At 69.6% G+C, this 21,060-nt stretch carries 20 protein-coding genes and 2 tRNA genes; 4 read left to right on the forward strand and 18 right to left on the reverse strand.

Annotation, left to right across the window (positions count from 1 at the left end; translation table 11 throughout):
* Window positions 1–13: 13 nt before the first annotated feature.
* Together ACI2K6_RS05390 and ACI2K6_RS05395 are read right to left on the reverse strand one after the other, a co-directional pair.
* Window positions 14–889 (reverse strand): ABC transporter permease, encoded by an 876-nt coding sequence (locus tag ACI2K6_RS05390; protein ID WP_404568226.1) that lies wholly within the window; start codon window positions 887–889, stop codon window positions 14–16.
* Window positions 886–1,782 carry an ABC transporter ATP-binding protein gene (locus ACI2K6_RS05395; RefSeq protein WP_404568227.1) on the reverse strand — a complete coding sequence of 299 codons (897 nt, stop codon included), beginning with the start codon at window positions 1,780–1,782 and terminating at the stop codon, window positions 886–888. The genes ACI2K6_RS05390 and ACI2K6_RS05395 overlap by 4 nt, the downstream gene beginning before the upstream one ends.
* A gap of 94 nt (window positions 1,783–1,876) precedes the next feature.
* On the opposite strand from ACI2K6_RS05395, the gene ACI2K6_RS05400 reads away from it, so the two are divergent.
* On the forward strand, window positions 1,877–3,076 hold the full coding sequence (locus ACI2K6_RS05400) for a pyridoxal phosphate-dependent aminotransferase (protein ID WP_404568228.1): 1,200 nt from the start codon (window positions 1,877–1,879) through the stop codon (window positions 3,074–3,076).
* Between the two features lie 89 nt (window positions 3,077–3,165).
* Here the strand turns inward: ACI2K6_RS05400 and ACI2K6_RS05405 are convergent, their stop codons facing one another.
* The 7 genes from ACI2K6_RS05405 to ACI2K6_RS05435 are packed head-to-tail and all read right to left on the reverse strand — an operon-like array spanning window position 3,166 to window position 10,680.
* On the reverse strand, window positions 3,166–4,302 hold the full coding sequence (locus ACI2K6_RS05405) for a UDP-N-acetylmuramate dehydrogenase (protein WP_404568229.1): 1,137 nt from the start codon (window positions 4,300–4,302) through the stop codon (window positions 3,166–3,168).
* A 2-nt stretch (window positions 4,303–4,304) separates the two neighbouring features.
* Entirely contained in the window at window positions 4,305–4,712 is a 408-nt protein-coding gene (locus ACI2K6_RS05410) for a MaoC/PaaZ C-terminal domain-containing protein (protein WP_112616814.1), read from the reverse strand.
* On the reverse strand, window positions 4,709–5,158 hold the full coding sequence (locus ACI2K6_RS05415) for a MaoC family dehydratase N-terminal domain-containing protein (RefSeq protein ID WP_274178511.1): 450 nt from the start codon (window positions 5,156–5,158) through the stop codon (window positions 4,709–4,711). Before ACI2K6_RS05415 ends, ACI2K6_RS05410 begins: the two co-directional genes overlap by 4 nt.
* A 9-nt stretch (window positions 5,159–5,167) precedes the next feature.
* Window positions 5,168–6,004 (reverse strand): sulfite exporter TauE/SafE family protein, encoded by an 837-nt coding sequence (locus ACI2K6_RS05420; RefSeq protein ID WP_274178549.1) that lies wholly within the window; start codon window positions 6,002–6,004, stop codon window positions 5,168–5,170.
* Complete coding sequence (locus ACI2K6_RS05425) at window positions 6,004–6,855, reverse strand: DUF2510 domain-containing protein (protein WP_404568230.1); 852 nt, start codon at window positions 6,853–6,855, stop codon at window positions 6,004–6,006. Before ACI2K6_RS05425 ends, ACI2K6_RS05420 begins: the two co-directional genes overlap by 1 nt.
* Window positions 6,856–6,898: 43 nt before the next feature.
* Window positions 6,899–8,956 carry an ABC transporter ATP-binding protein gene (locus ACI2K6_RS05430; RefSeq protein ID WP_404568231.1) on the reverse strand — a complete coding sequence of 686 codons (2,058 nt, stop codon included), beginning with the start codon at window positions 8,954–8,956 and terminating at the stop codon, window positions 6,899–6,901.
* Complete coding sequence (locus ACI2K6_RS05435; protein ID WP_404568232.1) at window positions 8,953–10,680, reverse strand: ABC transporter ATP-binding protein; 1,728 nt, start codon at window positions 10,678–10,680, stop codon at window positions 8,953–8,955. Before ACI2K6_RS05435 ends, ACI2K6_RS05430 begins: the two co-directional genes overlap by 4 nt.
* 113 nt (window positions 10,681–10,793) lie before the next feature.
* On the opposite strand from ACI2K6_RS05435, the gene ACI2K6_RS05440 reads away from it, so the two are divergent.
* Window positions 10,794–11,489 carry a GTP pyrophosphokinase family protein gene (locus ACI2K6_RS05440; RefSeq protein WP_274178509.1) on the forward strand — a complete coding sequence of 232 codons (696 nt, stop codon included), beginning with the start codon at window positions 10,794–10,796 and terminating at the stop codon, window positions 11,487–11,489.
* Between the two features lie 24 nt (window positions 11,490–11,513).
* On the opposite strand, the gene ACI2K6_RS05445 is transcribed toward ACI2K6_RS05440, so the two are convergent.
* The 6 genes from ACI2K6_RS05445 to ACI2K6_RS05470 form a co-directional block, all read right to left on the reverse strand.
* A complete protein-coding gene (locus ACI2K6_RS05445) occupies window positions 11,514–11,936 on the reverse strand; it encodes an organic hydroperoxide resistance protein (protein ID WP_274178508.1) in 423 nt (140 codons plus the stop codon).
* Complete coding sequence (locus ACI2K6_RS05450; RefSeq protein ID WP_240309688.1) at window positions 11,933–12,427, reverse strand: MarR family winged helix-turn-helix transcriptional regulator; 495 nt, start codon at window positions 12,425–12,427, stop codon at window positions 11,933–11,935. Before ACI2K6_RS05450 ends, ACI2K6_RS05445 begins: the two co-directional genes overlap by 4 nt.
* Window positions 12,428–12,520: 93 nt before the next feature.
* Window positions 12,521–13,417 (reverse strand): SDR family oxidoreductase, encoded by an 897-nt coding sequence (locus ACI2K6_RS05455; protein WP_112616993.1) that lies wholly within the window; start codon window positions 13,415–13,417, stop codon window positions 12,521–12,523.
* A 53-nt stretch (window positions 13,418–13,470) separates the two neighbouring features.
* Window positions 13,471–14,355 (reverse strand): SMP-30/gluconolactonase/LRE family protein, encoded by an 885-nt coding sequence (locus ACI2K6_RS05460; RefSeq protein WP_274178507.1) that lies wholly within the window; start codon window positions 14,353–14,355, stop codon window positions 13,471–13,473.
* The gene (locus tag ACI2K6_RS05465; protein ID WP_404568233.1) at window positions 14,345–16,135 is read right to left on the reverse strand and encodes a glycoside hydrolase family 15 protein; all 1,791 of its coding nucleotides are present in this window, start codon (window positions 16,133–16,135) and stop codon (window positions 14,345–14,347) included. Before ACI2K6_RS05465 ends, ACI2K6_RS05460 begins: the two co-directional genes overlap by 11 nt.
* Window positions 16,132–16,491 carry a sugar ABC transporter ATPase gene (locus ACI2K6_RS05470; RefSeq protein WP_112616796.1) on the reverse strand — a complete coding sequence of 120 codons (360 nt, stop codon included), beginning with the start codon at window positions 16,489–16,491 and terminating at the stop codon, window positions 16,132–16,134. Before ACI2K6_RS05470 ends, ACI2K6_RS05465 begins: the two co-directional genes overlap by 4 nt.
* 142 nt (window positions 16,492–16,633) lie before the next feature.
* On the opposite strand from ACI2K6_RS05470, the gene ACI2K6_RS05475 reads away from it, so the two are divergent.
* Together ACI2K6_RS05475 and ACI2K6_RS05480 are read left to right on the forward strand one after the other, a co-directional pair.
* Window positions 16,634–17,554, forward strand: a complete 921-nt coding sequence (locus tag ACI2K6_RS05475; protein WP_282502168.1) for a DUF368 domain-containing protein — start codon at window positions 16,634–16,636, stop codon at window positions 17,552–17,554.
* A gap of 62 nt (window positions 17,555–17,616) precedes the next feature.
* Window positions 17,617–18,936: a cytochrome P450 gene (locus ACI2K6_RS05480; protein WP_404568234.1), complete on the forward strand. Its 1,320-nt coding sequence runs from the start codon at window positions 17,617–17,619 to the stop codon at window positions 18,934–18,936.
* Between the two features lie 525 nt (window positions 18,937–19,461).
* On the opposite strand, the gene ACI2K6_RS05485 is transcribed toward ACI2K6_RS05480, so the two are convergent.
* The 3 genes from ACI2K6_RS05485 to ACI2K6_RS05495 form a co-directional block, all read right to left on the reverse strand.
* Window positions 19,462–19,535 (reverse strand) — tRNA-Met (locus ACI2K6_RS05485).
* A gap of 23 nt (window positions 19,536–19,558) precedes the next feature.
* Window positions 19,559–19,630: transfer RNA gene (locus tag ACI2K6_RS05490), tRNA-Thr, on the reverse strand.
* 63 nt (window positions 19,631–19,693) lie between these two features.
* Complete coding sequence (locus ACI2K6_RS05495; RefSeq protein WP_282502167.1) at window positions 19,694–21,049, reverse strand: M23 family metallopeptidase; 1,356 nt, start codon at window positions 21,047–21,049, stop codon at window positions 19,694–19,696.
* Window positions 21,050–21,060 lie beyond the last annotated feature (11 nt).

The raw sequence follows: 21,060 nt of genomic DNA on the forward strand, positions 1-21,060 counted from the left end.
CCCATCCTGCCCCTCAGCGGATGCGCGAGCGGATGCGGGCCGCGGCGAGCACCGTGAACGCCACGGCCACGACAGCGAGCACGACCGCCGCGACCCAGACCGGCACCGCCGCCGACCCCACCTGCAGGTCGAGCCCGTAGATGCGGCTGAGCTCCTCGACCGCGCCCGGCGCCCCGCCCGCGAGGCGATCGAGCGGATCGGCGGCGAACTCGCGCCGCACGAGCATCGCCGACTGCGCGAACGGGAGCACGCCGACGGCATCCCGAACGGCGTCGGGGAACGAGCCGACGGGGATGTACGCACCCGCGACGAAGCCGGTCAGGGTTCCCACGAGGGTCGACAGTCCCGAGTACGACCCGCTCGTGCGAAGGAACGACACCACGAACGCCCAGAGCGCCGTGTAGGCGGCCACCGAGAGCACGGTCCACAGCACGATGCGGATGATCTGCCCGGCGTCGGGGAGCGTCCGCCCGGTGAGCCCGAGGTAGGCCAGCGCGACGGCGAGCACGATCAGCGTGGTGATCAAACCGATGATGAACGCCGACCCGAGGTAACCGAGCACGAGCTGCGCGCGGCGCACCGGCGAGACGAGGAAGTCGCGGAACCGTCCGGACGCGGCATCCTCGACGAACGTCGACAGCGCGCCGAGCGGCGTCGTGACGGCGGCGACGGCCACGACCCCGGCGAACATCCACGAGTCGACGAAGTCGCGGGCGGCGTCGGCATCGAACCCCGGAGTCGCGGCGAGCGAGTCCACCTGCATCTGGCCGAGGAACAGGGCGTAGAGGAGGAACACCACCAGGGCGCCGGTGAGCGAGAAGAACACCCCGAGCGGGTCCCGGTAGAACAGTCGGAGATTGCGCCCGACGTACGCCTGCACGGTCTTCATCGCGCCGCCTCCCCTGTTGCTGTCTCCCCCGCCGCCGCCTGTCCGGTGAGGGCCAGGAAGACGTCGTCCATGCGTCCATGACAGAACTCGAAGTCGAGCACCGCGTCGCCCCGTTCGGCGAGGATGCCGCGGGCTTCGGCGGCATCCGCCACCGCGATGCGCTCGTCGCCGTCGGCCGTGACGAGCGACAGGATGCTGGAGCTGTACCGCGCACGCAGCTGCGCCGGAGTGCCGTCGGCGACGACGCGCCCGCGGTCGATGATGCAGACCTGGTCGGCCTCTTCCGTCTCCTCGAGGTAATGCGTCGTGAGGAACACGGTGAGACCGGCGCGCTCGCGCAGCTCATGGATCGTCCGCCACACCATCTGCCGGCTCGCGGGATCGAGTCCCGTCGTCGGCTCGTCGAGGAAGACGATCTCCGGGTCGTGGAGCAGCGCGCGGGCGATGTCGGCGCGGCGACGCTGCCCGCCCGAGAGCCGGCCGTAGCGACGGTCGATGAACTCGCCCAGGTCGATGATCTCGGCGAGGCGGTCGATGCGGTCGCGGATCGCCGCCGTCGAGCCGAGGTACGGACGCGCCCGCACCGTCAGGTTCTCGCGCACGGTGAGGGCGGAATCGAGGAGCGAGTCCTGGAAGACGACGCCGATCGCGCGGCGCACGGCGTCACCGTCGGAGCGCACGTCGTGACCGGCGACCTCGAGCTGCCCCGCATCCGGCTCGATCACAGTCGTGAGAGCGCTGATCGTCGTGGACTTGCCGGCCCCGTTCGTCCCGAGGAACGCGAACACGCCCCCGGCGGGCACCTCGAAGCTCACGTCGTCGACGGCCGTCACGTCGCCGTATCTCTTGGTCAGGCCGCGCACGACGGTCGGTGCGCTCGCTCTCGTGGTCATGCCTCCAGCGTGCCGGTTCCGTCGCCGGCGCGGGAGAGGTCATCCGGTCGATCCCCGTCCACCATTCGGTGGACCACGCCGCTACTCTCGAAGGGTGACCGAACGCGCACCGCTGTCCCGCAAGCTCTCCGCCATCGCCGAGTCGGCGACCCTCAAGGTCGACGCCAAGGCCAAGGCCCTGCAGGCCGCCGGCCGGCCGGTCATCTCGTACGCCGCGGGCGAGCCCGATTTCTCGACGCCGCAGTTCATCGTCGAGGCCGCTCAGCACGCCCTCGCCGACCCGGCCAACTACCGGTACACCCCCGCCGCCGGCCTCCCCGTGCTGCGCGAGGCGATCGCCGCCAAGACGCTGCGCGACTCGGGCCTCGAGGTCCAGCCCTCGCAGGTCATCGTGACCAACGGCGGCAAGCAGTCGGTGTACCAGGCCTTCCAGACGGTCGTGAACCCCGGCGACGAGGTGCTGCTGCCCGCGCCGTACTGGACCACCTATCCCGAAGCGATCGCCCTGGCCGACGGCATCCCGGTCGAGGTCTTCGCCGGCGCAGACCAGGAGTACAAGGTCACCGTCGAGCAGCTCGAGGCCGCGCGCACCGAGCGCACCACCGTGCTCGTCTTCGTCTCGCCCTCCAACCCGACGGGGTCGGTGTACACGCCCGAGGAGACCGCGGCGATCGGCCAGTGGGCTCTCGAGCACGGCATCTGGGTCATCAGCGACGAGATCTACCAGAACCTCGTCTACGAAGGCGCCCGCGCGGTCTCGATCGTCGAGGCCGTACCCGAGCTCGCGGGTCAGACGATCCTGGTCAACGGCGTCGCCAAGACCTACGCCATGACCGGATGGCGCGTGGGCTGGATGGTCGGCCCCGCCGACGCCATGAAGCTCGCCGGAAACCTGCAGTCGCACCTCAGCTCCAACGTCAACAACGTCGCGCAGCGCGCGGCTCTCGCCGCACTCACCGGCCCGCAGACCGAGGCCGAGGAGATGCGCTTGGCCTTCGACCGTCGGCGCCGGCTCATCGTCGAGGAGCTCGCGAGGATCCCCGGCGTCGAGGTCCCCAACCCCCTCGGGGCGTTCTACGTCTACCCCGACGTCACCGGACTCCTCGGACGCTCCTGGGGCGGCGTCGAGGCGAACACGAGCCTCGAGCTCGCCGACCTGATCCTCGAGCAGGCCGAGGTCGCCGTCGTGCCCGGCGAGGCCTTCGGTCCGTCGGGCTACCTGCGCCTGTCGTACGCGCTCGGTGACGATCAGCTGCTCGAGGGCCTCCAGCGCCTCCAGCGCCTCTTCTCCTAACCCCTCCTTCTCCCGTCGAGTCGCCAAGAAACGCGGATGCCGGTACCCGACCATCCGCTTTCTCTGGCGAGTCGACGGCAGCGACGGGGTTAGAGCTCGACACCGACGAGGACGGGCTCGGGCTGCAGGATGAGGCCGAACTCCGCCTGCACGCGCTGCTGGACGAACCGCGCGAGTGCGGCGAGCTCCTCGGCCGTCGCTCCCCCGCGGTTGGTGAGCGCGAGGGCGTGCTTGGTCGACAGGCCGGCTCGCGATCCGGGCAGCGAGAAACCCTTGCCGATACCGGCGTGCTCGATGAGCCAGGCCGCGCTCACCTTGACGTCCGGCTCGGCCACCTCACCCGTCGGCGAGACGCCGTAGTACTCGTTCAACGGGATCACCCGGTCGCTCACAGGGTCGGGTGCCACCGGCCAGCGCGGGCAGGCGTCGGGCAGCGTCCGAGCGAAGGCGGCGGTCACCACGGCGTTCTGGAAGAACGACCCGGCGCTCCACGTGTCGGGGTCGGCGTCGTCGAGCACCATCCCCTTGCTGGCCCGTACGGACAGCACGGTCTCGCGCACCCAGCGCAGCGACACCGTCGCCTCCGGGTCGAGCCCCAGGGCGCCGCGCAGCTGCGGCCCGCTGATCGCGAACTCGCCGTGCCCGACTCGGTCGAGCTCGAGCGTGATCGACAGGATGACCGCGGAACGCGCCGCGACCGATCCGTGGTGATGCTTCAGCACCGAGGTGCGGAAGCCGAGGCCCAGCTCGGCTGCCGGCACGACACTGACCTCGCCGGTCGACTCGTCGAGCAGCTCGACCTCGACGAGGGTCTGCACGACCTCCTGACCGTAGGCGCCGATGTTCTGAACGGGAGCTGCCCCCGCGGTGCCCGGGATGCCCGACATCGCGGCGATCCCGCCGAGACCGGCCGCGACGGCGTACTCGACGAGGTCATCCCACGAGTGTCCGGCCTGCACCTTCAGACGCGCACGCCCGGGATGCGGCGACGGCAGCTCTTCGATCCCGGTCGTGCGCACGGCGACGACGGTGCCGTCGAACGGCTCGTCACCCACCAGCAGGTTCGACCCGCCTCCGACGACCAGCCAGGGCTCACCGGCCGTCCACAGCTCGCACATCGTGGCGACGAGCTCGTCGGCCGTGTGCACCTCGACCATGCGGTCGGGCACGGCGCCCGCGCGCAGCGTGGTCAGCTCCGCGAGGGGTCGCGGTTCGATCTCGGCCACGGTCACTCGGCGGTGCGCACGCGCACTTGCGCCTTGCCGAGCACGACGGTGCCGTCGTGGCTGACGGTCAGGTCGATGCGTGCGACGCCCTCATCGACGGCGCCCACCTTCGCGACGACGGTGAGAGTCGCGCCGGTCTCAGCATCGACGACGACAGGGCGGGTGAAACGCACGCCGTACTCGACGATGCGGCCGCTGTCGCCGAGCCACTCCACGATCGTCTCGACGGCCAGCCCCATCGTCAGCATTCCGTGGGCGAGCACACCGGGCAGGCCGACGCGTGCCGCGACGTCGTCGCGGTAGTGGATGGGATTGAAGTCGCCCGATGCCCCGGCATACCGTACGAGCGACTCGCGCGTGAGCTCGACGGTGCGTTCGGCGACGACGGACCCGACAGTCAGATCGCTCATGCGTCCTCTCCCCCGACCAGCAGCACGGAGACGGCGGTCACGACGTGGTCACCGGCGACGTCGCGGATATCCGCCTCGCTCGTCACCATCGCCCCCTTGCCGAAGGCACGGATGCCGGTGACGGTGAGCTGCGCGGTGAGCTCATCGCCCGCGACGATCGGGCGCGTGTAGCGGAATCGCTGCTCGGCGTGCACCGTCCGCTCGAGGGCGATGCCCGAGTCGGCCTCGCCCAGGAGCTGCTGCAGCGTGAGGTCCTGGATCACCATGGCGAAAGTCGGCGGAGCGACCACGTCGGTGTAACCCAGCGCACGTGCCGCTTCGGGGTCGGTGTGCTGCGGATCGGTCGCGAAGACGGCGCGGGCGAACTCGCGCACCTTTTCGCGACCCACGAGGTACGGGGCGGTCGGCGCGAAGGCGCGGTCGACCAGATCGGGGTTCACGGACACCGTCCGATTCTACCGGTGGCCCCCCGACGGCTGCGCGGCCCGCTTCGTCGCGCGTGCCGCCCGGTGCGCCTTCACGGCGCGGATCGCCATCTGAGACGCGATGAAGGTGAGGAACACGGCGAAGAGGATGTTGGCCGTCAGCGGGTTCAGCAGCGTCGCGATCCACGCCCCCAGCGCCGTGGTTGTACACGCGGCGAGCCCGACGACGAGGGCCGCCACGAGGTCGACGTTGCGTCGCCGAGCGTTGCCGACGGTTCCCGAGATCGCGGTCGGGATCATCATCAGGAGCGAGGTGCCCTTCGCGATGAGGTCGCTCGTGCCGAAGAGGAACATCAGCGCCGGAACGACGATCACGCCTCCGCCCACACCGAGCAGGCCGGCCATGATCCCCGTGAACAGCCCGAGCCCGGCGAGCCCGATACCGACGCCCCAGTTCAGTTCGAGTACCGCGTCACGCGAGGGCACCACGATGAAGAGCATCACGATGACCACGACGAGGAACCCGACGAAGCCCCACCGCAGCGCGTTCTGCGGGATCTTCGCCAGCAGCCAACTGCCGATCTGTGCGCCGATCACGGCACCCGCGGCGAGGATGATGGCCGGGACCCAGGCGACGGATCCGGTGAGGGCGTAGGAGATGACGCCGACCGAGGCCGTGGGGACGATCGCGGCGAGGGAGGTTCCGGCAGCCAGCCGCTGATCGAATCCGAGCAGCAGCACCAGGAGCGGGACGATGACCGTTCCGCCGCCGACGCCGAACAGTCCCGACAACAGGCCGGCCGCGAGCCCGACCCCGGCACACGCCAGATAGAACCGCGCGCTCCGGCGCGCACCACGCTCGACCATCACTGCTCGACGTAATCGTCGATGAGCCAGCCGGAGCCACCCGGAACGAGCGTGTAAAGCGCTGAGAAGCTCGCGGGAACGGGGTTCTCGAGCGGAGCACCGGCGGCGTCCGCCGTCTGCGTGAAGGTCTCGACGGTTTCGACGTAGATGGTGTCTCCTTCTCGGGTCGTCGAGATGAAGCTCACCTCGTAGTCCTCGACCGAGTTGTTGAACTCGCGGGCCGCCTGGGCGAAGTCCGCGCAGTCGGACAGCCCGCCGCTCGCGAGGAACTCGGGAGTCAGGATGGCCTGGTAGGCCGCGCAGTCCATCTCGTCCCATGCGTCGTCGTACGCGTCGACGATGTCTTCGGCCGCCCGCAGATCGGCCCCCTGGACCGCCGTCGCACCGGGGCGATCGCTGCTCGGATCCAGGATCCCCACGATGAAGCGCGGAATGAACACGGCGGCGAGGACGACGAGCCCGACGAGGACGACGCCGAGCGCGACGAAGACGATCCAGAGCCGGGAACGGCGCGGAGGCGCTGCGTCGGTTTCGCCGACGGCGCCGGTCACGGCCGCCGTCGCGATCGACGGATGCGCGCCGGGATACACCGGCGCGAACCCTCCCGGCGACGGCGGGATCAGCGGCAGCGCGTCGGTCGGCGACGCGGTGTCGGATGCCGCGACCCCGTGCTGGCTCTCGGTGAGGGAGGCCTCCGTCACGGCCGGCGGTTCTTCGGGCTGAGGCTCGGTCTCCGGCTGCGGCTCGGGCTCGACGGGGGCGTGCGTGTGCTCGGTCCACCGCGAGCCGTCCCACCATCGCAGTGCGCCGTGCCCGTCGTCGTACCAGCCCGGAGGCGTCGAACCGCTCAACTCTGCCTTCTCTCGCGTCGGGCGCAGATCCGCCTCGTTCAGACTACCGATCGGCCGAGACCGGCCGGCCGCCCGCGGTATCATCGGCCGCGCCGAGCTCGGCGACCGAATCCGGCTGCTCCGTCGCCGCCTGCTCGAACTGCGATTGGTACAGACGCCAGTAGGCGCCCTGAGCCGCGATCAGCTCGTCATGCGAGCCCTTCTCGACGATGTCGCCGTGCTCCATCACGAGGATGAGGTCGGCGTCGCGAATCGTCGACAGCCGATGCGCGATGACGAAGGAGGTCCGCCCCTCGCGCAGCGCCGACATGGCCTGCTGCAGCAGCAGCTCGGTTCGCGTGTCGACGGAGCTCGTCGCCTCGTCGAGGATGAGCACCGCGGGCTGCGCCACGAACGCGCGCGCGATCGTGATGAGCTGCTTCTCGCCGGCCGAGACGTTCGCGGCATCCTCGTCGAGGACGGTGTCGTACCCGTCGGGCAGCGAGTGCACGAAGCGGTCGACACGCGTCGCGATCGCCGCCTCGACGATCTCGTCGTCGGTCGCGCTCTCGCGGCCGTAGCGGATGTTGTCGCGGATCGTGCCGGCGAAGAGCCACGGGTCTTGCAGCACCATCCCGGTACGCGAGCGCACGTCGTCTCGGGAGAGCTCGGAAATGTCCTGACCGTCGAGGAGGATGCGGCCGCCGTCGAGCTCGTAGAAGCGCATGAGGAGGTTGACGAGCGTGGTCTTGCCGGCCCCGGTCGGACCGACGATGGCGACCGTCTGGCCCGGCTCGACCCGGAAGGTGAGGTCGGTGATGAGCGGCTTCTCGGGTGAGTAGGCGAAGCGGACATGCTCGAACTCGATCACGCCGCGGCCACCACGCGCCGGCTCGACATCGGGAGCGTCGGGGTCCTGCTCGTCCTCGTCGAGGAGCTCGAACACCCGCTCAGCGGAAGCCGTGCCCGACTGCACGACGGCGGCCATGCCGCCGAGCTCCGACAGCGGCTGGGTGAACTGCTGCGAGTACTGGATGAACGCCTGCACGTCGCCGAGTCGCAGCTGGCCCGAGGCGACCATCAGACCGCCGAGGACCGCGATGCCGACGTACGTGAGGTTCCCGATGAAGGTCATGCCCGGCATGATGAGGCCCGAGAGGAACTGCGCCTTGAAGGCTGCTTCGAAGAGCTCGTCGTTCTCGGCCTCGAACTTCTCGCGGGCGTCTCGCTCGCGACCGTACACGCGGACGAGGGCGTGCCCCGAGAACGACTCCTCGACACGAGCGTTCAACCGGCCGACCTTGCGCCACTGCACCGCGAAGGCCTTCTGCGACCGCGGCCCGATGACACCGAAGATCACGGCCATGAGCGGCAGCGAGACGAGCGCCACGAGCGCCAGCTGCCACGAGATCGAGAACATCATGAACAGCACGCCGACCACCGTCAGCACGCTCGTGAGCGCGGTCGAGAGGGACTGCTGCATCGTCTGGGTGATGTTGTCGATGTCGTTCGTGACCCGCGAGATCAGCTCGCCGCGCTGGACCCGGTCGAAGTACGACAGCGGCAGCCGGTTGATCTTCGCCTCGACCGACTCGCGCAGTCGCCACATCGTCCGCACCATGATGATGTTGATCACGAAGCCCTGCAGCCAGGTCAGCACGGCGGAGCCGACGTAGATCGCGAGGACGGTGACGACCACCCACTTCAGCCGGTCGAAGTCGACGCCCGCGCCCACCTGGAAGTTCTGCATCGCCCCGACGATGTTGGCGACATCCGTCTGCCCCGCGGCGTTGAGCGCCGCGACGACGTCCTCCTGGCTCGTACCCGGGGGGAATTGCGAGCCGAGGTTCGCGGAGACGACGCCCTCGAAGATGAGGTTGGTGGCATCGCCGAGCACGCGCGGGGCGAGGACGGCGAGGACCACGCCGATCGCACCGAGAACGGTCATGAGACCGAACACGAGAGCATAGGGGCGCAGCAGACCGATCATCCGCACGAAGCTCGGCCCGAACTTCGCCGCCTTGCCGGGAGCCACGCTGTCCCAGCTGCCGGAGTTCTGGCGAGCCTGTTCCGCCAGCTCGAGCTCGGCGCGCTCGTCGTCTGTGAGGTTCTCGGCGCTCATGCGTCCACTCCCAGCTGCGATTCGACGATCTCGCGATACGTCTCGTTGGACTCGAGCAGTTCGTCGTGTGTGCCGAGACCCGCCATCCGGCCGTCGTCGAGCACGAGGATGCGGTCGGCACCGGTCACCGTGGAGATCCGCTGTGCGACGACGATCTTCGTGACCTCCGGCAGTTCGCGCCACAACGCTTCGCGCAGTCGGGCGTCGGTGGTGAGGTCGAGCGCGGAGAACGAGTCGTCGAAGACCAGGACGTCGGGGCGCCGCACGATCGCTCGTGCGATGGCGAGCCGCTGGCGTTGCCCTCCCGAGACATTGGTGCCGCCTTGCGCGATGCGCGCTTCGAGGCCTCCCTCCATCTCCGCGACGAAGTCGCGCCCCTGCGCGATCTCGAGTGCCTTCCACAGTTCGTCGTCGGTCGCGTCCTCCCGCCCGAACCGGAGGTTCGACGCGACCGTGCCGGTGAACAGGAACGCGCGCTGAGGGACGTAGCCGATGCCGCTCCAGAGCAGGTCGAGGTCGGCCTCGCGCACGTCGACGCCGGCGACCGTCACCGATCCCCCGGTGACGTCGAACAGCCGGGGTATGAGCGAGACGAGCGTGGTCTTGCCCGACCCCGTCGACCCGACGACGGCGACCGTCTCGCCGGGATCCGCGCGGAACGAGATGCCCTGCAGCACCGGCGTCTCGGCGCCCGGGTACGTGAACGCGACGTCGTCGAACACGATGGCGCCCGGCTCGGGGAACTCCCGCACGGGCGAGGCGGGACGCTCGAGCGCATCCTGAGAGGAGAGCACCTCGCCGATCCGGTCGGCGGAGACCGCGGCGCGCGGGATCATGATCGTCATGAACGTCGCCATGAGCACGCCCATCAGGATCTGGCCGACGTACTGCATGAACGCGAAGAGTGTGCCGATCTGCACGTTGCCCTGATCGACCTGGATGCCGCCGAACCAGATCACGCCGACGACCGTGACGTTGAGCACCAGCATCGCCAGCGGGAACATCAGCACGAACAGCGACCCGACCTTGCGCCCGACGATCATGATGTCGGTGTTCGCACCGCGGAATCGCTGCTCTTCGATGCGCTCGCGGACGAACGCCCGCACGACCCGGACGCCGGTCAGCTGCTCGCGCATGATGCGGTTGACGTTGTCGAGCCGGGTCTGGAACTGGCGGAACAGCGGCACCATGCGGCCGATGATGAGCCCGGCGACCACGAGCAGGAGCGGCACAGCGACCCCGATCAGCCAACTGAGCCCGACATCCTGCTGCAGCGCCATGATGACGCCGCCGATCGCGAGCATCGGAGCTGTGACGAGCATCGTGGCGCCCATCATCGCGAGCATCTGCACCTGCTGCACGTCGTTCGTGTTGCGGGTGATGAGCGTGCCCGGGCCGAAGCGCGACACCTCGCGCTCGGAGAAGCCGCTGACCTTCTCGAAGACGTCGCGTCGGATGTCGCGTCCCGCGGCCATCGCGGCACGGGCAGCGCACAGCGTCGCGATGACCGACGCGACGATCTGCCCGAGCGCGATGACCAGCATGATGGCCCCGCGCGACCAGATGTAGGCGGTGTCGCCTCGGGCGACGCCGTTGTCGATGATGTCCGCGTTCAGTCGAGGCAGATAGAGCGAGGCCATCGCCGAGCCGAACTGGAACACCAGCACGCCCAGGAGCAGCCACCGATAGGTGCGCAGATAGCGGAACAGGAGCTTGCCGAGCATGGGTCTCCTTGAGCGAGTCGACCGGACGGTTCATGGTAGCGCCGGGCTCCGACACGCGAACGACCGTGGATCCTCACAGCCGCCGCCGATGCCGGATCGGTACCGTCGGTGCCATGACGACCGGCAGCTCCGTGCCCCCGCTCTCGATCACCGACGGTCTCCAGAACTTCACGCCACAGGAGCTCCGGAGCCTGCGCGACGAGTTCCAGCAGTTCCTCCTGGAGTACCGCTTCGGCATGCAGGAGATCGAGACGAAGCTGCAGATCCTGCGCGACGAGTTCCAGCAGCTGCACGACTACAACCCCATCGAGCACCTCTCGAGCCGGCTGAAGTCACCCGACGGCATCGTGGAGAAGGTCGTCCGGAAGGGGGTCGAACCCGAGTTCGCGTCGATCCGCGAGCACATCACCGACATCGCCGGCGTCCGCGTCACCTGCAGCTTCACGCAGGACGCCTATCGCCTGTTCGACCTGCTCACGGCCCAGGACGACATCGAGGTCCGGACCGTCAAGGACTACATCGCGGAGCCCAAGCCCAACGGTTACAAGAGCCTGCACGCGATCGTGGAGGTGCCCGTCTTCCTCTCGACCGGACGCATCACCGTGCCCGTCGAGGTGCAGTTCCGCACCATTGCGATGGACTTCTGGGCGAGCCTCGAGCACAAGATCTATTACAAGTTCGCCGCGAACGTGCCGGCGGAGCTGATCGCGGAGCTGAAGGATGCCGCCGAGACGGCGGCCGAGCTCGACGCGAAGATGGAGCGCCTGCACCGCGAGGTGCGACACCGTCCCCGCGTCGTGCGCATCTGAGCGCGCGACGCGGGGACGCGGGGATCAGTCCTCCGAGACCGTGATCTCGACGGGGATGTTGCCGCGGGTCGCGTTCGAGTACGGGCACACCTGGTGCGCGGCGTCCGCGAGCTCCTGTGCGACCTCGCGATCGACGCCGGGCAGCACGACCTCGAGGACGACCGAGAGCGAGAACCCGCCGGCATCCGTGGGGTGGATCTGCACCTGGCCGCCGACGGCCGAGTCGGTCACGTCGATCTTCTTGGAGCGCGCCACCATCTGCAGGGCGGAGTGGAAGCAGGCGGCGTAGCCGGCGGCGAAGAGCTGCTCGGGGTTCGAGCCGCTGCCCGAACCCCCCATCTCCTTCGGAATGGCCATCTCGAGGTCGACCCGGCCGTCCGTGGTGCGGACGTGCCCGTTGCGGCCGGCGCCCGTCGAGAGTGCTTCGGCGGTGTAGAGAGCGCTCATGCGTGCTCCTCCTTCATTTCCTTTTCGGGGGTGGTCTTCGTCGCGCGGGTATCCGCGCGCAGATCGGTGGCGGTGTCGCGCATCCCGTCCGCCAACTCGGTGAGGGCGGCGATCAGCTGCCGGGCACCATCGACGGTGACGCCCATCCCCTGCGCGATGCAGGCGGGCACGTGGGCGAGCTCCGAGCGCAGTTCGCGGCCTCGGGGGGTGAGCGACACGGTCACGACGCGCTCGTCGACACTGTCGCGACCCCGTTCCACCAGGCCGTCGCGCGTCATCCGGCGCAGCAGTGGCGACAGCGTGCCGGAATCGAGGTCGAGCGCCTGGCCCAGGTCACTGACGCTGCGGCCGTCGCGGTTCCACAGCAGCACGAGCACGAGGTACTGCGGGTAGGTCAGCCCGTGCGGCTCGAGGAGAGCCGCGTACGCCTTCGTCGTTGCCCGCGACGCGGCGTAGAGCGAGAAGCAGACCATGTGCTGCGTCGGTTCCATGTATGCACTGTACACAACTAGGTTGTGCGCAATCAATACGCTGGAAAAGTGCGCCGGCAGCCGCGGCCACCGGCGCACTCGTCAGCGATGACGTCAGGGCGTGGGCATTCCGCCGTTGACGTTCAGGGTCTCCCCCGCGACGTAGCTCGACTCCGCCGACGCGAGGAACACGTAGGCGGGCGCGAGCTCCGCCGGCTGACCCATACGTCCCAGCGGGGTCTCCTCGCCGAAGCTGTCGATCTTCTCCTGCGGCTGGCCGTCGCTCGGCTGGAGCGGCGTCCAGATCGGCCCCGGCGCCACGGCGTTGACGCGGATGCCCTTCGGCGCGAGCTGCTGGGCGAGCGCCTTGGTGAACGTGTTGATCGTCGCCTTCGTCGAGGCGTAGTCCACGAGCGTCTCGGACGGCGAGTAGGCCTGGATCGACGTGGTGTTGATGATCGAGGCACCTGCCGGCAGGTGCGGCAGCGCGGCCTTGGTGATCCAGAACATCGCGTAGACGTTGGTCTTGAAGGTGTCGTCGAACTGCTCGTCGGTCAGATCGGCCAGCTCGTACTGGAAGATCTGCTTGCCGCCGTTGTTGACGAGGATGTCGATGCCGCCGAGCGCCGAGACCGTGTCGGCGACGAGCGAGCGGCAGTACTCCGGGTCGCGCAGGTCGCCGGGAAGCTGCGCCACCGTCACACCCGCATCCTTCAGGATGCCGGCGATGCGCTGCGCGTCCTCTTCCTCCTCGGGAAGGTACGAGATGGCCACGTCGGCACCCTCGCGCGCAAAGGCGATCGCGGTAGCGGCGCCGATTCCCGAGTCGCCGCCCGTGATGAGCGCCTTGCGCCCGGTCAGGCGGCCGCTGCCACGGTAGCTCTCCTCGCCGAGATCGGCCTTCGGCGTGAGGTCGGCGTCGAGGCCCGGCTCGTCCATGTGCTGCTTCTCGGGCTCGATGTCCGCGTACAGCTCGGCGGGGTTGACGAAGGTGTACTGGTCACGGGACATGGTGTCTCCTTCCATCGGTCTTCCTGGGGGTGGTCGTCACTCGGGTCCGTCGATCAGGCGATCGACGCAGACCCGAACGTGTGGATGGCGCGGCCGGTCGCGCCGGGTTCGAGGCGGAGGATGCCGCCCGAGAGAGGATGCCGCTGCAGCTGCTCCTCGGTGAGGTTCTCGCGCGCCGATCCGACGAGGAGGACGTCGAGGTCGGGCCCGGCGAACGCGACGGAGGTGATGTTGGGCACGGGCATCGTGCTCTCCTCGACGAGGTCTCCGTCGGCGCTCCAGCGCGCCACCATGCCCTCGCCATAGAGCCCGTTGAAGAACGAGCCGTCGGTCGCCATTACCAGCCCGTCACTCGACCGGCCGACAAGGTAGGGCTCGAGCTCTCCGAGCTCGCCGGCGGGACCGTAGGACGCGCGGTAGACGGTCGAGGTCGCGGTGTCGGTGATGTACATCGTGCGCCCGTCGTCGGACCACTCCATACCGTTCGCGATTCCGTAGCCGCCGCCGAGCACCCGCACGTCGCCGTCCGGGTCGACCGACCATACCGCCGCATCGGGGTCGTCAGTCGTGAGCTCCATGGCGCCGACGATGAAGCGGCCGAACGGGTCGACCTTTCCCTCGTTCAGCCGCATGCCGTCGTGGCGGTGACGCAGCGAGGCGAGGTCGCGCTCGATACGGCCGTCCGCGTCGAGAAGGACGACGCGGTCCTTCAGTGCCGCGATGTAGCCGCCTCCGGCGGCCGGCTGCACCGCCGATAGCGGCGGGGGCAACTCGACGACCCGGTCGTCGCTGCCGTCGACCGCCCCGTCGAGCGGGCCGCGATGCAGCAGCCCTGCGGTGATGTCGACCCACACGACCTCGTCGGTGCGGTCGTCCCACCAGATGCTCTCGACGAGCACGGCACGAGTGTCGCGGAACACTCCGATCTCATCTGCCACGGAGGGCCTCCTCGGGGACGACGTCGCGGATGGTGAGGACCGTCGCGATGAACGCGAGGTGGCTGAGGGCCTGCGGGGTGTTGCCCCAGGCGGTGCCGTCGTCAGCGTCGATCATCTCGGCGTAGATGCCGACGTCGTTCGCGAGGGCGACGAGCTGGTCGACGAGGTCGAGCGCCTCGTCATGCCTGCCGACGCACGCCAGCGCCTCGGCGCGCCAGAACGCGCAGGCGACGAACGTCTTCTCCTCCGCCGACACCCCGCTGTAGCGGTACAGCAGCGGGCCGGCGCCCAGTTCGTCGGTGAGGGCGTCGATCGTCGTCGACATCCGCTCGCCGCGGTCGAAGCCGGTGGGCGCGTGCAGCAGCACGGAGGCGTCGAGCTCGTCCGAACCCGCGTAGAAGGCGTAGGCCGACTTCGCCTCGGACCAGCAGTTCTCGTCGATCCAGAGCCGGATGCGCTCGCGCTCGGCCTTCCACCGCTCGGCGCTCCCGGGGATCGCGCCGCTCTCGGCGAGCGCGACAGCGTCGTCGAGGGCTTTCCAGCATCCCATCTTCGAGGAGGTGTAGTGCCGTTCCTCCGGCAGCTCCCACATTCCCGAGTCGGGATTGCGCCACAGGTCGCAGGTGCGGTCGGCGACGCCCGCCAGCATCCGCCCCGTACCGATGTCCAGGACGTTCCCCGCATCGACGTACGTCCGGCAGATCGCCATGAGGTCGCCGTAGACGCCGAGCTGAAGCTGCTCGCGCGCTGGATTGCCCGTGACGACCGGACCGACGCCTCCCCAGCCGGGCACGGGGTAGTCCTGAGCATCGGGCACGAGTTCGCCGCCCAAGGTGTACATGACGTGCAGCTCGGGCCCGTGCTCGCGGATGGTGCGCAGCATCCATGACAGTGCCGCGTGCGTCTCCTCGCGGAGACCGAAGCGCACGAGCGCGTGAGCGGTGTAGGCGAGGTCGCGCACCCAGGCGTAGCGGTAATCCCAGTTCTTGCCGCCCTCGGGATTCTCGGGCAGCGACGTGGTGGCGGCAGCGGCGATCGCGCCGGTGGGACTGAAGATGAGCAGCTTGAGGGCGAGCGCGCTGCGCTGGATGCGTTCCTCCCAGGGGCCTTCGTACGAGAAGACCTCGGACCAGTGCCGCCAGTTGTCGATCGTCCGGTCGATGCCGACGTCGACGTTACGGGGGTCGGGAAGGTGCAGGGGCTCGTCGTGCGTCGCGGCGAGCGCGATGAGGTGACGCGAACCCTTCGAGGCGGTGAACGAGCCGGTCAGGCGGGGGCCGCTCGTGCCGTCGGGATCGGGAGCCTCGGGCCCGTGCTCGAACCCCACGACGACGAGAGCGGTCTTGCCGCTGCGGATGACGTCGCCGTGCTGGGTGCGCTCGATCCAGGGCGACGCCGTACGCAGCGAGGTGCCGGGATGGATGCGCCAGGCCATCGGCACGGTGCCCTCGAGCCCGTCGATGCGACGAGCCAGCTCCGCCCACGGCATCCGCCCGGCGACTCCCGACACCATGGCGTCGGTGACTCTCACGGACCCGCGAGCCGTTGTGAACGTCGTCTCGAGAACATTGGTGTCGGGCACGTACCGACGGGTGGTCTCGAACTCGTCCGTGGGCGCGAGCTCGAGACATCCGCCCGTCTCGCGATCGAGCAGGCGCGCGAAAACGGGCGTCGAGGTCAGATCGGGGAGCGGCAGCCAATCCACGCTGCCGTCGAGACCGATCAGCGCGACGGTGCGGCCGTCGCCGATCGGCGCGTACGACTCGATCCCCGGGGTCACATGCCCTCGTCGTTGATGTCGCCCTCGCCGTCCTCGCCGAGTTCGGCGATGACCGGGTCGTCTCCCTGGGTCTCCGGCTGGGCGTATCCCGTGGGCAGGTCCTCTGCGGGGATCTCGTCTTCGTCCGACGGGATGTGCGCCGGGTCGTCGCTCGTCGCCGTCGCGACATCGAGTTCGGCGGGGTCGACGCCGGAGTCGAGCGCCTCGTCGATCGCGTCGGTGCGGTCCCACTCGCGCTGGGCCGGGTCGAGGTCGGGGTCGGCCACGCTGGTCGCATCGCCGTCGCGCAGCGGCTGGATGCCGGCATCCTCGGCTGCGGCGGGGCGGGCGAGGTCGTCGTTGAATGCGTTGGACATGCCTCCACGATGCGGCGGGGCGGCGAATCCGTCGAGCCACTTGCACCGGGCCGGAGTGCGCGGTAACGCGCGCACCCCTCGATCGCTCAGGTGCCGTCGGTAGGCTGGCACGCTCCGTCCCCGCTCTTCCCGGAGGTCCCCCATGCCCGTCGCCCGAATGCTGCTGGATGCCGGACGCGGCGCTCTCATCGGAACCGTCGAGATCATTCCCGGAGTCAGCGGCGGCACCGTCGCGCTCATCATCGGCGTCTACGAGACGCTCATCGAGTCGGCCGGCCACCTCGCCCGCGGGGTCGCCCGTGGTGTCGCGGACGGCGTGCGAGGCCGCGGGCTGACGCGCGCTCGTGCCGAGTTGGCCGCCGTGCGCTGGTCCGTCGTGCTGCCGGTCGGCATCGGCATGATCACCGCCGTCCTCGTCGCGTCCGCCGTCCTCGCCCCGATCATCGAGGCCGAGCCCGTCGCCTCACGCGCCTTGTTCGCCGGGCTCATCCTCGCGTCGCTCGTCGTGCCGATCCGCATGGTCGGCGGCCGGTGGCGGATGCGCGAGTACGCCGTCGCCCTCGTCGGCGCGGTCGCCGGCTTTGCCCTCACGAGCCTCCCCCAGGTCGACCCCCTCGACCCTCCTCTCCCGGTCGTCGCACTCGCGGCGGCGTTCGCCGTGTGCGCTCTGGTGCTGCCCGGCGTCTCGGGGTCGTTCCTCCTGCTGGCCGTCGGGATGTACGCGCCGACGCTGGCCGCCGTCAACGAGCGCGATTTCCTCTACCTGGGCGTCTTCATCCTCGGCGCCATGATCGGTCTCGGCCTGTTCGTCTCGGTGCTGCAGTGGCTGCTCGTCCACCGTCGGCGCATCATGCTCGCGACGATGACCGGCCTCATGATCGGCTCGCTCCGGGCGCTGTGGCCCTGGCAGGAGGGCGGCGCCGTCCAGGCCCCCGGGCCCGACGCGCTGCCGGCGCTCCTCCTGGTGGTGCTCGGCGCGGCGGCGGTGGGCGGCGTGCTGCTGATCGAGTCGGCCGTGTTGCGGCGGGCCGCGCGGCGCCTCGAATCCGGAGCCGCGGGCTAGCACACGGCGGTCCGATCCGCCTCCCCCTCGGCTCATCGGACCCGACGTGTGAGCGTGGAGACATGATGTCTTCGATCGCCGCCGCTGCACGCACGCTGACCGACGACTCCCCTCAGCTCCTGCTGCGTGGGTACCGATTCGGCGACCGCATCTGGAGTCGCGTACGGGCTGGCGCCCGCTCGGCTCCGATGGGCCTGCTCGGCGACCCGACCGTCTTCGTCCGCGGCGCGGAGGGCGTCGAGGTGTTCTACGACGAGGAGCGGGTCCGGCGCCACGGGGCGATGCCGGGAATCGTGCAAGAGACCCTGTTCGGGCATGGTTCGGTTCACAGCCTCGACGGCGAGGACCACCGGCACCGCAAGGCGACCTTCCTCGACGTCGCCTACGAGGACGAGCAGGTCGAGCGTCTGCGTCCGCTTCTGGCTGCCGAATGGCAGGGCGAGCTCGACGACTGGTTCGCCGGCGGGGAGCGTTCCGCCTACGACGCGGCAGTGGGCGCCTTCGGCCGCGCCGTCATGCGGTGGGCAGGACTCCCGGGAACGCCTGCGGCGAAGACGCGGTGGGCGGCTCGTCTCGCCCAGATCGTCGATGGCTTCGGCGTCCCCTACTCCCCCGAGTACCTCCTCGCCTGGATCAATCGCCGCTGGTCAGACCGGCACACCCAGCACCTCATCGAGGCGGTGCGCGACGGCGACCTCGAGCCCGAGCCCGGAACGGCCCTGCACGCATGGGCCTGGCACCGGGACCGCGCCGGTGTCCTGCTGTCCGCCCGCCTGGCCGGCATCGAACTGCAGAACAGCATGCGTCCGATGATCGCGGTCGCACGCTTCGTGGCGTTCGCCGCGAAGGAGCTCCACGAGCGTCCGGAGTGGCGCGATCGCATCGCCGCGGAGGCGGCCGAGCGTGAGACGCTCGACGGCGGGCCTCTCGCCGTGGCGTTCGCGCAGGAGATCCGGCGCACGGCCCCGTTCGTCCCCATGCTCCCCGCGCGTGCGGTCGCCGATATCGAACTCGACGGCCAGAGCGTCGCGGCGGGTGGCCGCGTCGTCCTCGACATCCTCGGCACCAACCTCGATGAGAACTCGTGGGAGCGTGCCGACTCGTTCGCGCCCGAGCGTTTCGTCGGCGTCGACGACTACGAGGCTCTCCCCGCATTCATCCCCCACGGCGGTGCCGATGTCGCGACGGGCCACCGCTGCCCTGGCGAGAAGCTCGCGATCGCCGGACTCGCGACGGCGATCACGGCGATGAGCCACCCGGATGTCACTATCCTCGACTCGGGTCTCGACGTGAACATGCGCCGGTTGCCCACCAAGCCGGCGTCGGGCGGGCGCGTGCGGGCGACGGGCACCGGCGGCGGCTGCCCGTTCCACCGGCGCTGACGCGTCACCGGCAGACGACGTGTCCCCCGAAAGGCCGACTCGACGGACCGGCGGGGAGGCCCTAGCGTCGATGACGTCGACGATCTTCCCCCCGGATCGTGGAACGCCCCGCATCCTCCGATGACGGGGCGTTCTGGTTTCTGCGGGACGCGCGGCGCCACGTCATCCGATCGGATGAAATCCTGCGCGGAAATTCAGCCCATACGTAGCTCGCAAATGGCACCGTTGCGCCCCGATTTCACTGCTTCACCGGCCATTTTCCCTCGAGGTGGACGGATGGTCGGCGCGCCCCAGCATCCTGCCACGCGAGGCATGATCGTGACGTCGGGTGCGATCCAGCGCTGATGGGGAGCAGGGCGGGCCTGCTCGATCCCTCGGCCGCGAGTTAGGTCCTCGTCTCGCGTCCGACCTGCGCCCGGGACTCTGGAGGGGTCCCGGGCGCCTTCTCGTTCCCGCGGACTTTCGCGCGCGGTTGCCGTTGCCGAATACGACAAAACCCCCGGTGCGTCCGGGGGTTTTCATCTGTAGCAGGAGCGGGGCTTGAACCCGCGACCTCACGATTATGAGTCGTGCGCTCTCACCAACTGAGCTACCCTGCCGCATCGCATCCGAGGATGCTGCGAGCCCCGAGTCAGGATTGAACTGACGACCCCTTCCTTACCATGGAAGTGCTCTGCCACTGAGCTATCGGGGCGTGCTACCCGCAAGCGGGCAACTAGAAGAGGATACCATCTCGGCGGCCTCACTTCGAATCAGGTCAGCGCTTCGTGTGCTCTTCGAGCCAGGCGATCGGGTCGATCTGCGTCGTCCCGCCGAGGAGCACCTCGAGGTGCAGGTGCGCGCCGGTCGACTTGCCGGTGCTGCCGACCTGTCCGATGATCTCGCCGGGCTCGATCGTGTCTCCGACCTTCACCCGCAGCGAGCCGTACTGCATGTGGCCGTAGCGCGTCGAGACGAGCTCACCGTCGATGTTGTGGTCGATGACGACGGTCACGCCGTAGTCGCCGCCTGCCTCGGTCGCGATGCGCACGGTTCCGCCCGCGACGGCGTGGATCTCAGCCCCGGCCCCCGGCGTCAGGTCGACACCGCGATGCGGGCGGGAGAACTCGGACAGGTACGAGACCGAGCCGAACTGCGCCGAGATCGGAACCCCGACCGGGAACGGCCACTGGATCGCGGCGTTGGGGTCGTTGACCCACGTACCGGCGAAGTTGGTCACACCCGAGTCGGCCGCGATCTCCGAGACGGACGTCACATCGAAGGTGTCGCTGCGATCGAAGGTGACGCCCGTGTTCGGAGACGAGACGTACGCCTGGATCTCTTCGGGCTCGATCGACGCGGATGTCCGGGGCGCCTCGGCCGTGATGTCGCGACCCGTGTCGCCCGAGGCGAAGACGGCGGCGGCAGGGCTCGTCAGGCCGACGGCCAGGAGACCGACGGCGGCGACGGCGCTCATCGAGACGGATGCGGCAGCAACTCGCTTGCCCACGCGACGCAGGCGACCCGGACGCGCGACCGTGACCTCGCGGGTGCGCTGCTGGTGCTCGGCGATGGACTCCTCGCCCACCTGCACCGGGGTCTGCGCTGTGAAGGAGAACAGCCGCGCGGCGAACTCGAACTCGTCGACGTCGTGCGCGTCGGACGGCTTGCGCGTCTCATCGCTCGCGTGCGCGTCGCTGTGCGAGCGCGCGTCATCGGCATCCGGCGTCTCGGTCGTCGCGGAGTCGACCGCGGCCGGGCCGAACGACTCGCCCTGCGCGGCGGCATGCTCGGCGGCCGGGCGGGTGCGACGACGGCGGGATGGCGCGACGAAATCCGGTCCCGCGTAAGCGTCGCCGTCCACGACGGTGAGGACCATCTCGTCGGCTACGGTCTCGCTGGTCGCGGCGGCCTGCGAATCGACGGCTTCGACGTCCGGCGTCTGCGGTGCCTCGTCGATCGTTGCGACGTCATCGGCCGGAACGGCGGCGACCTTCGCGGCGAGCTCAGCTTCAGCTGCCAGCCGCCGCCACTGTGCCCGGGTGAGACCGGCAGCCCGCGTGAGTCCCGCCGAGGCTTCCCCTGCCGAGGGTCGCGAGGACGCGGCCTCAGTGGGAGTGGTCTCAGAAGTCAAATCGCAGGCTC

Origin of the sequence: Microbacterium sp. NPDC006705 (assembly GCF_044903545.1) — a bacterium.
In the GTDB taxonomy this organism is placed as follows: domain Bacteria; phylum Actinomycetota; class Actinomycetes; order Actinomycetales; family Microbacteriaceae; genus Microbacterium; species Microbacterium plantarum.

What these genes read in the sequence shown, in the direction of transcription:
- ACI2K6_RS05390 (WP_404568226.1), bottom strand. Translation starts at nt 889, where the DNA reads ATGAAGACCGTGCAGGCGTACGTCGGGCGCAATCTCCGACTGTTCTAC.
- ACI2K6_RS05395 (WP_404568227.1), bottom strand. Translation starts at nt 1,782, where the DNA reads ATGACCACGAGAGCGAGCGCACCGACCGTCGTGCGCGGCCTGACCAAG.
- ACI2K6_RS05410 (WP_112616814.1), bottom strand. Translation starts at nt 4,712, where the DNA reads ATGAGCGATCTGACTGTCGGGTCCGTCGTCGCCGAACGCACCGTCGAG.
- ACI2K6_RS05420 (WP_274178549.1), bottom strand. Translation starts at nt 6,004, where the DNA reads ATGGTCGAGCGTGGTGCGCGCCGGAGCGCGCGGTTCTATCTGGCGTGT.
- ACI2K6_RS05430 (WP_404568231.1), bottom strand. Translation starts at nt 8,956, where the DNA reads ATGAGCGCCGAGAACCTCACAGACGACGAGCGCGCCGAGCTCGAGCTG.
- ACI2K6_RS05435 (WP_404568232.1), bottom strand. Translation starts at nt 10,680, where the DNA reads ATGCTCGGCAAGCTCCTGTTCCGCTATCTGCGCACCTATCGGTGGCTG.
- ACI2K6_RS05440 (WP_274178509.1), top strand. Translation starts at nt 10,794, where the DNA reads ATGACGACCGGCAGCTCCGTGCCCCCGCTCTCGATCACCGACGGTCTC.
- ACI2K6_RS05445 (WP_274178508.1), bottom strand. Translation starts at nt 11,936, where the DNA reads ATGAGCGCTCTCTACACCGCCGAAGCACTCTCGACGGGCGCCGGCCGC.
- ACI2K6_RS05450 (WP_240309688.1), bottom strand. Translation starts at nt 12,427, where the DNA reads ATGGAACCGACGCAGCACATGGTCTGCTTCTCGCTCTACGCCGCGTCG.
- ACI2K6_RS05455 (WP_112616993.1), bottom strand. Translation starts at nt 13,417, where the DNA reads ATGTCCCGTGACCAGTACACCTTCGTCAACCCCGCCGAGCTGTACGCG.
- ACI2K6_RS05470 (WP_112616796.1), bottom strand. Translation starts at nt 16,491, where the DNA reads ATGTCCAACGCATTCAACGACGACCTCGCCCGCCCCGCCGCAGCCGAG.
- ACI2K6_RS05475 (WP_282502168.1), top strand. Translation starts at nt 16,634, where the DNA reads ATGCCCGTCGCCCGAATGCTGCTGGATGCCGGACGCGGCGCTCTCATC.
- ACI2K6_RS05480 (WP_404568234.1), top strand. Translation starts at nt 17,617, where the DNA reads ATGATGTCTTCGATCGCCGCCGCTGCACGCACGCTGACCGACGACTCC.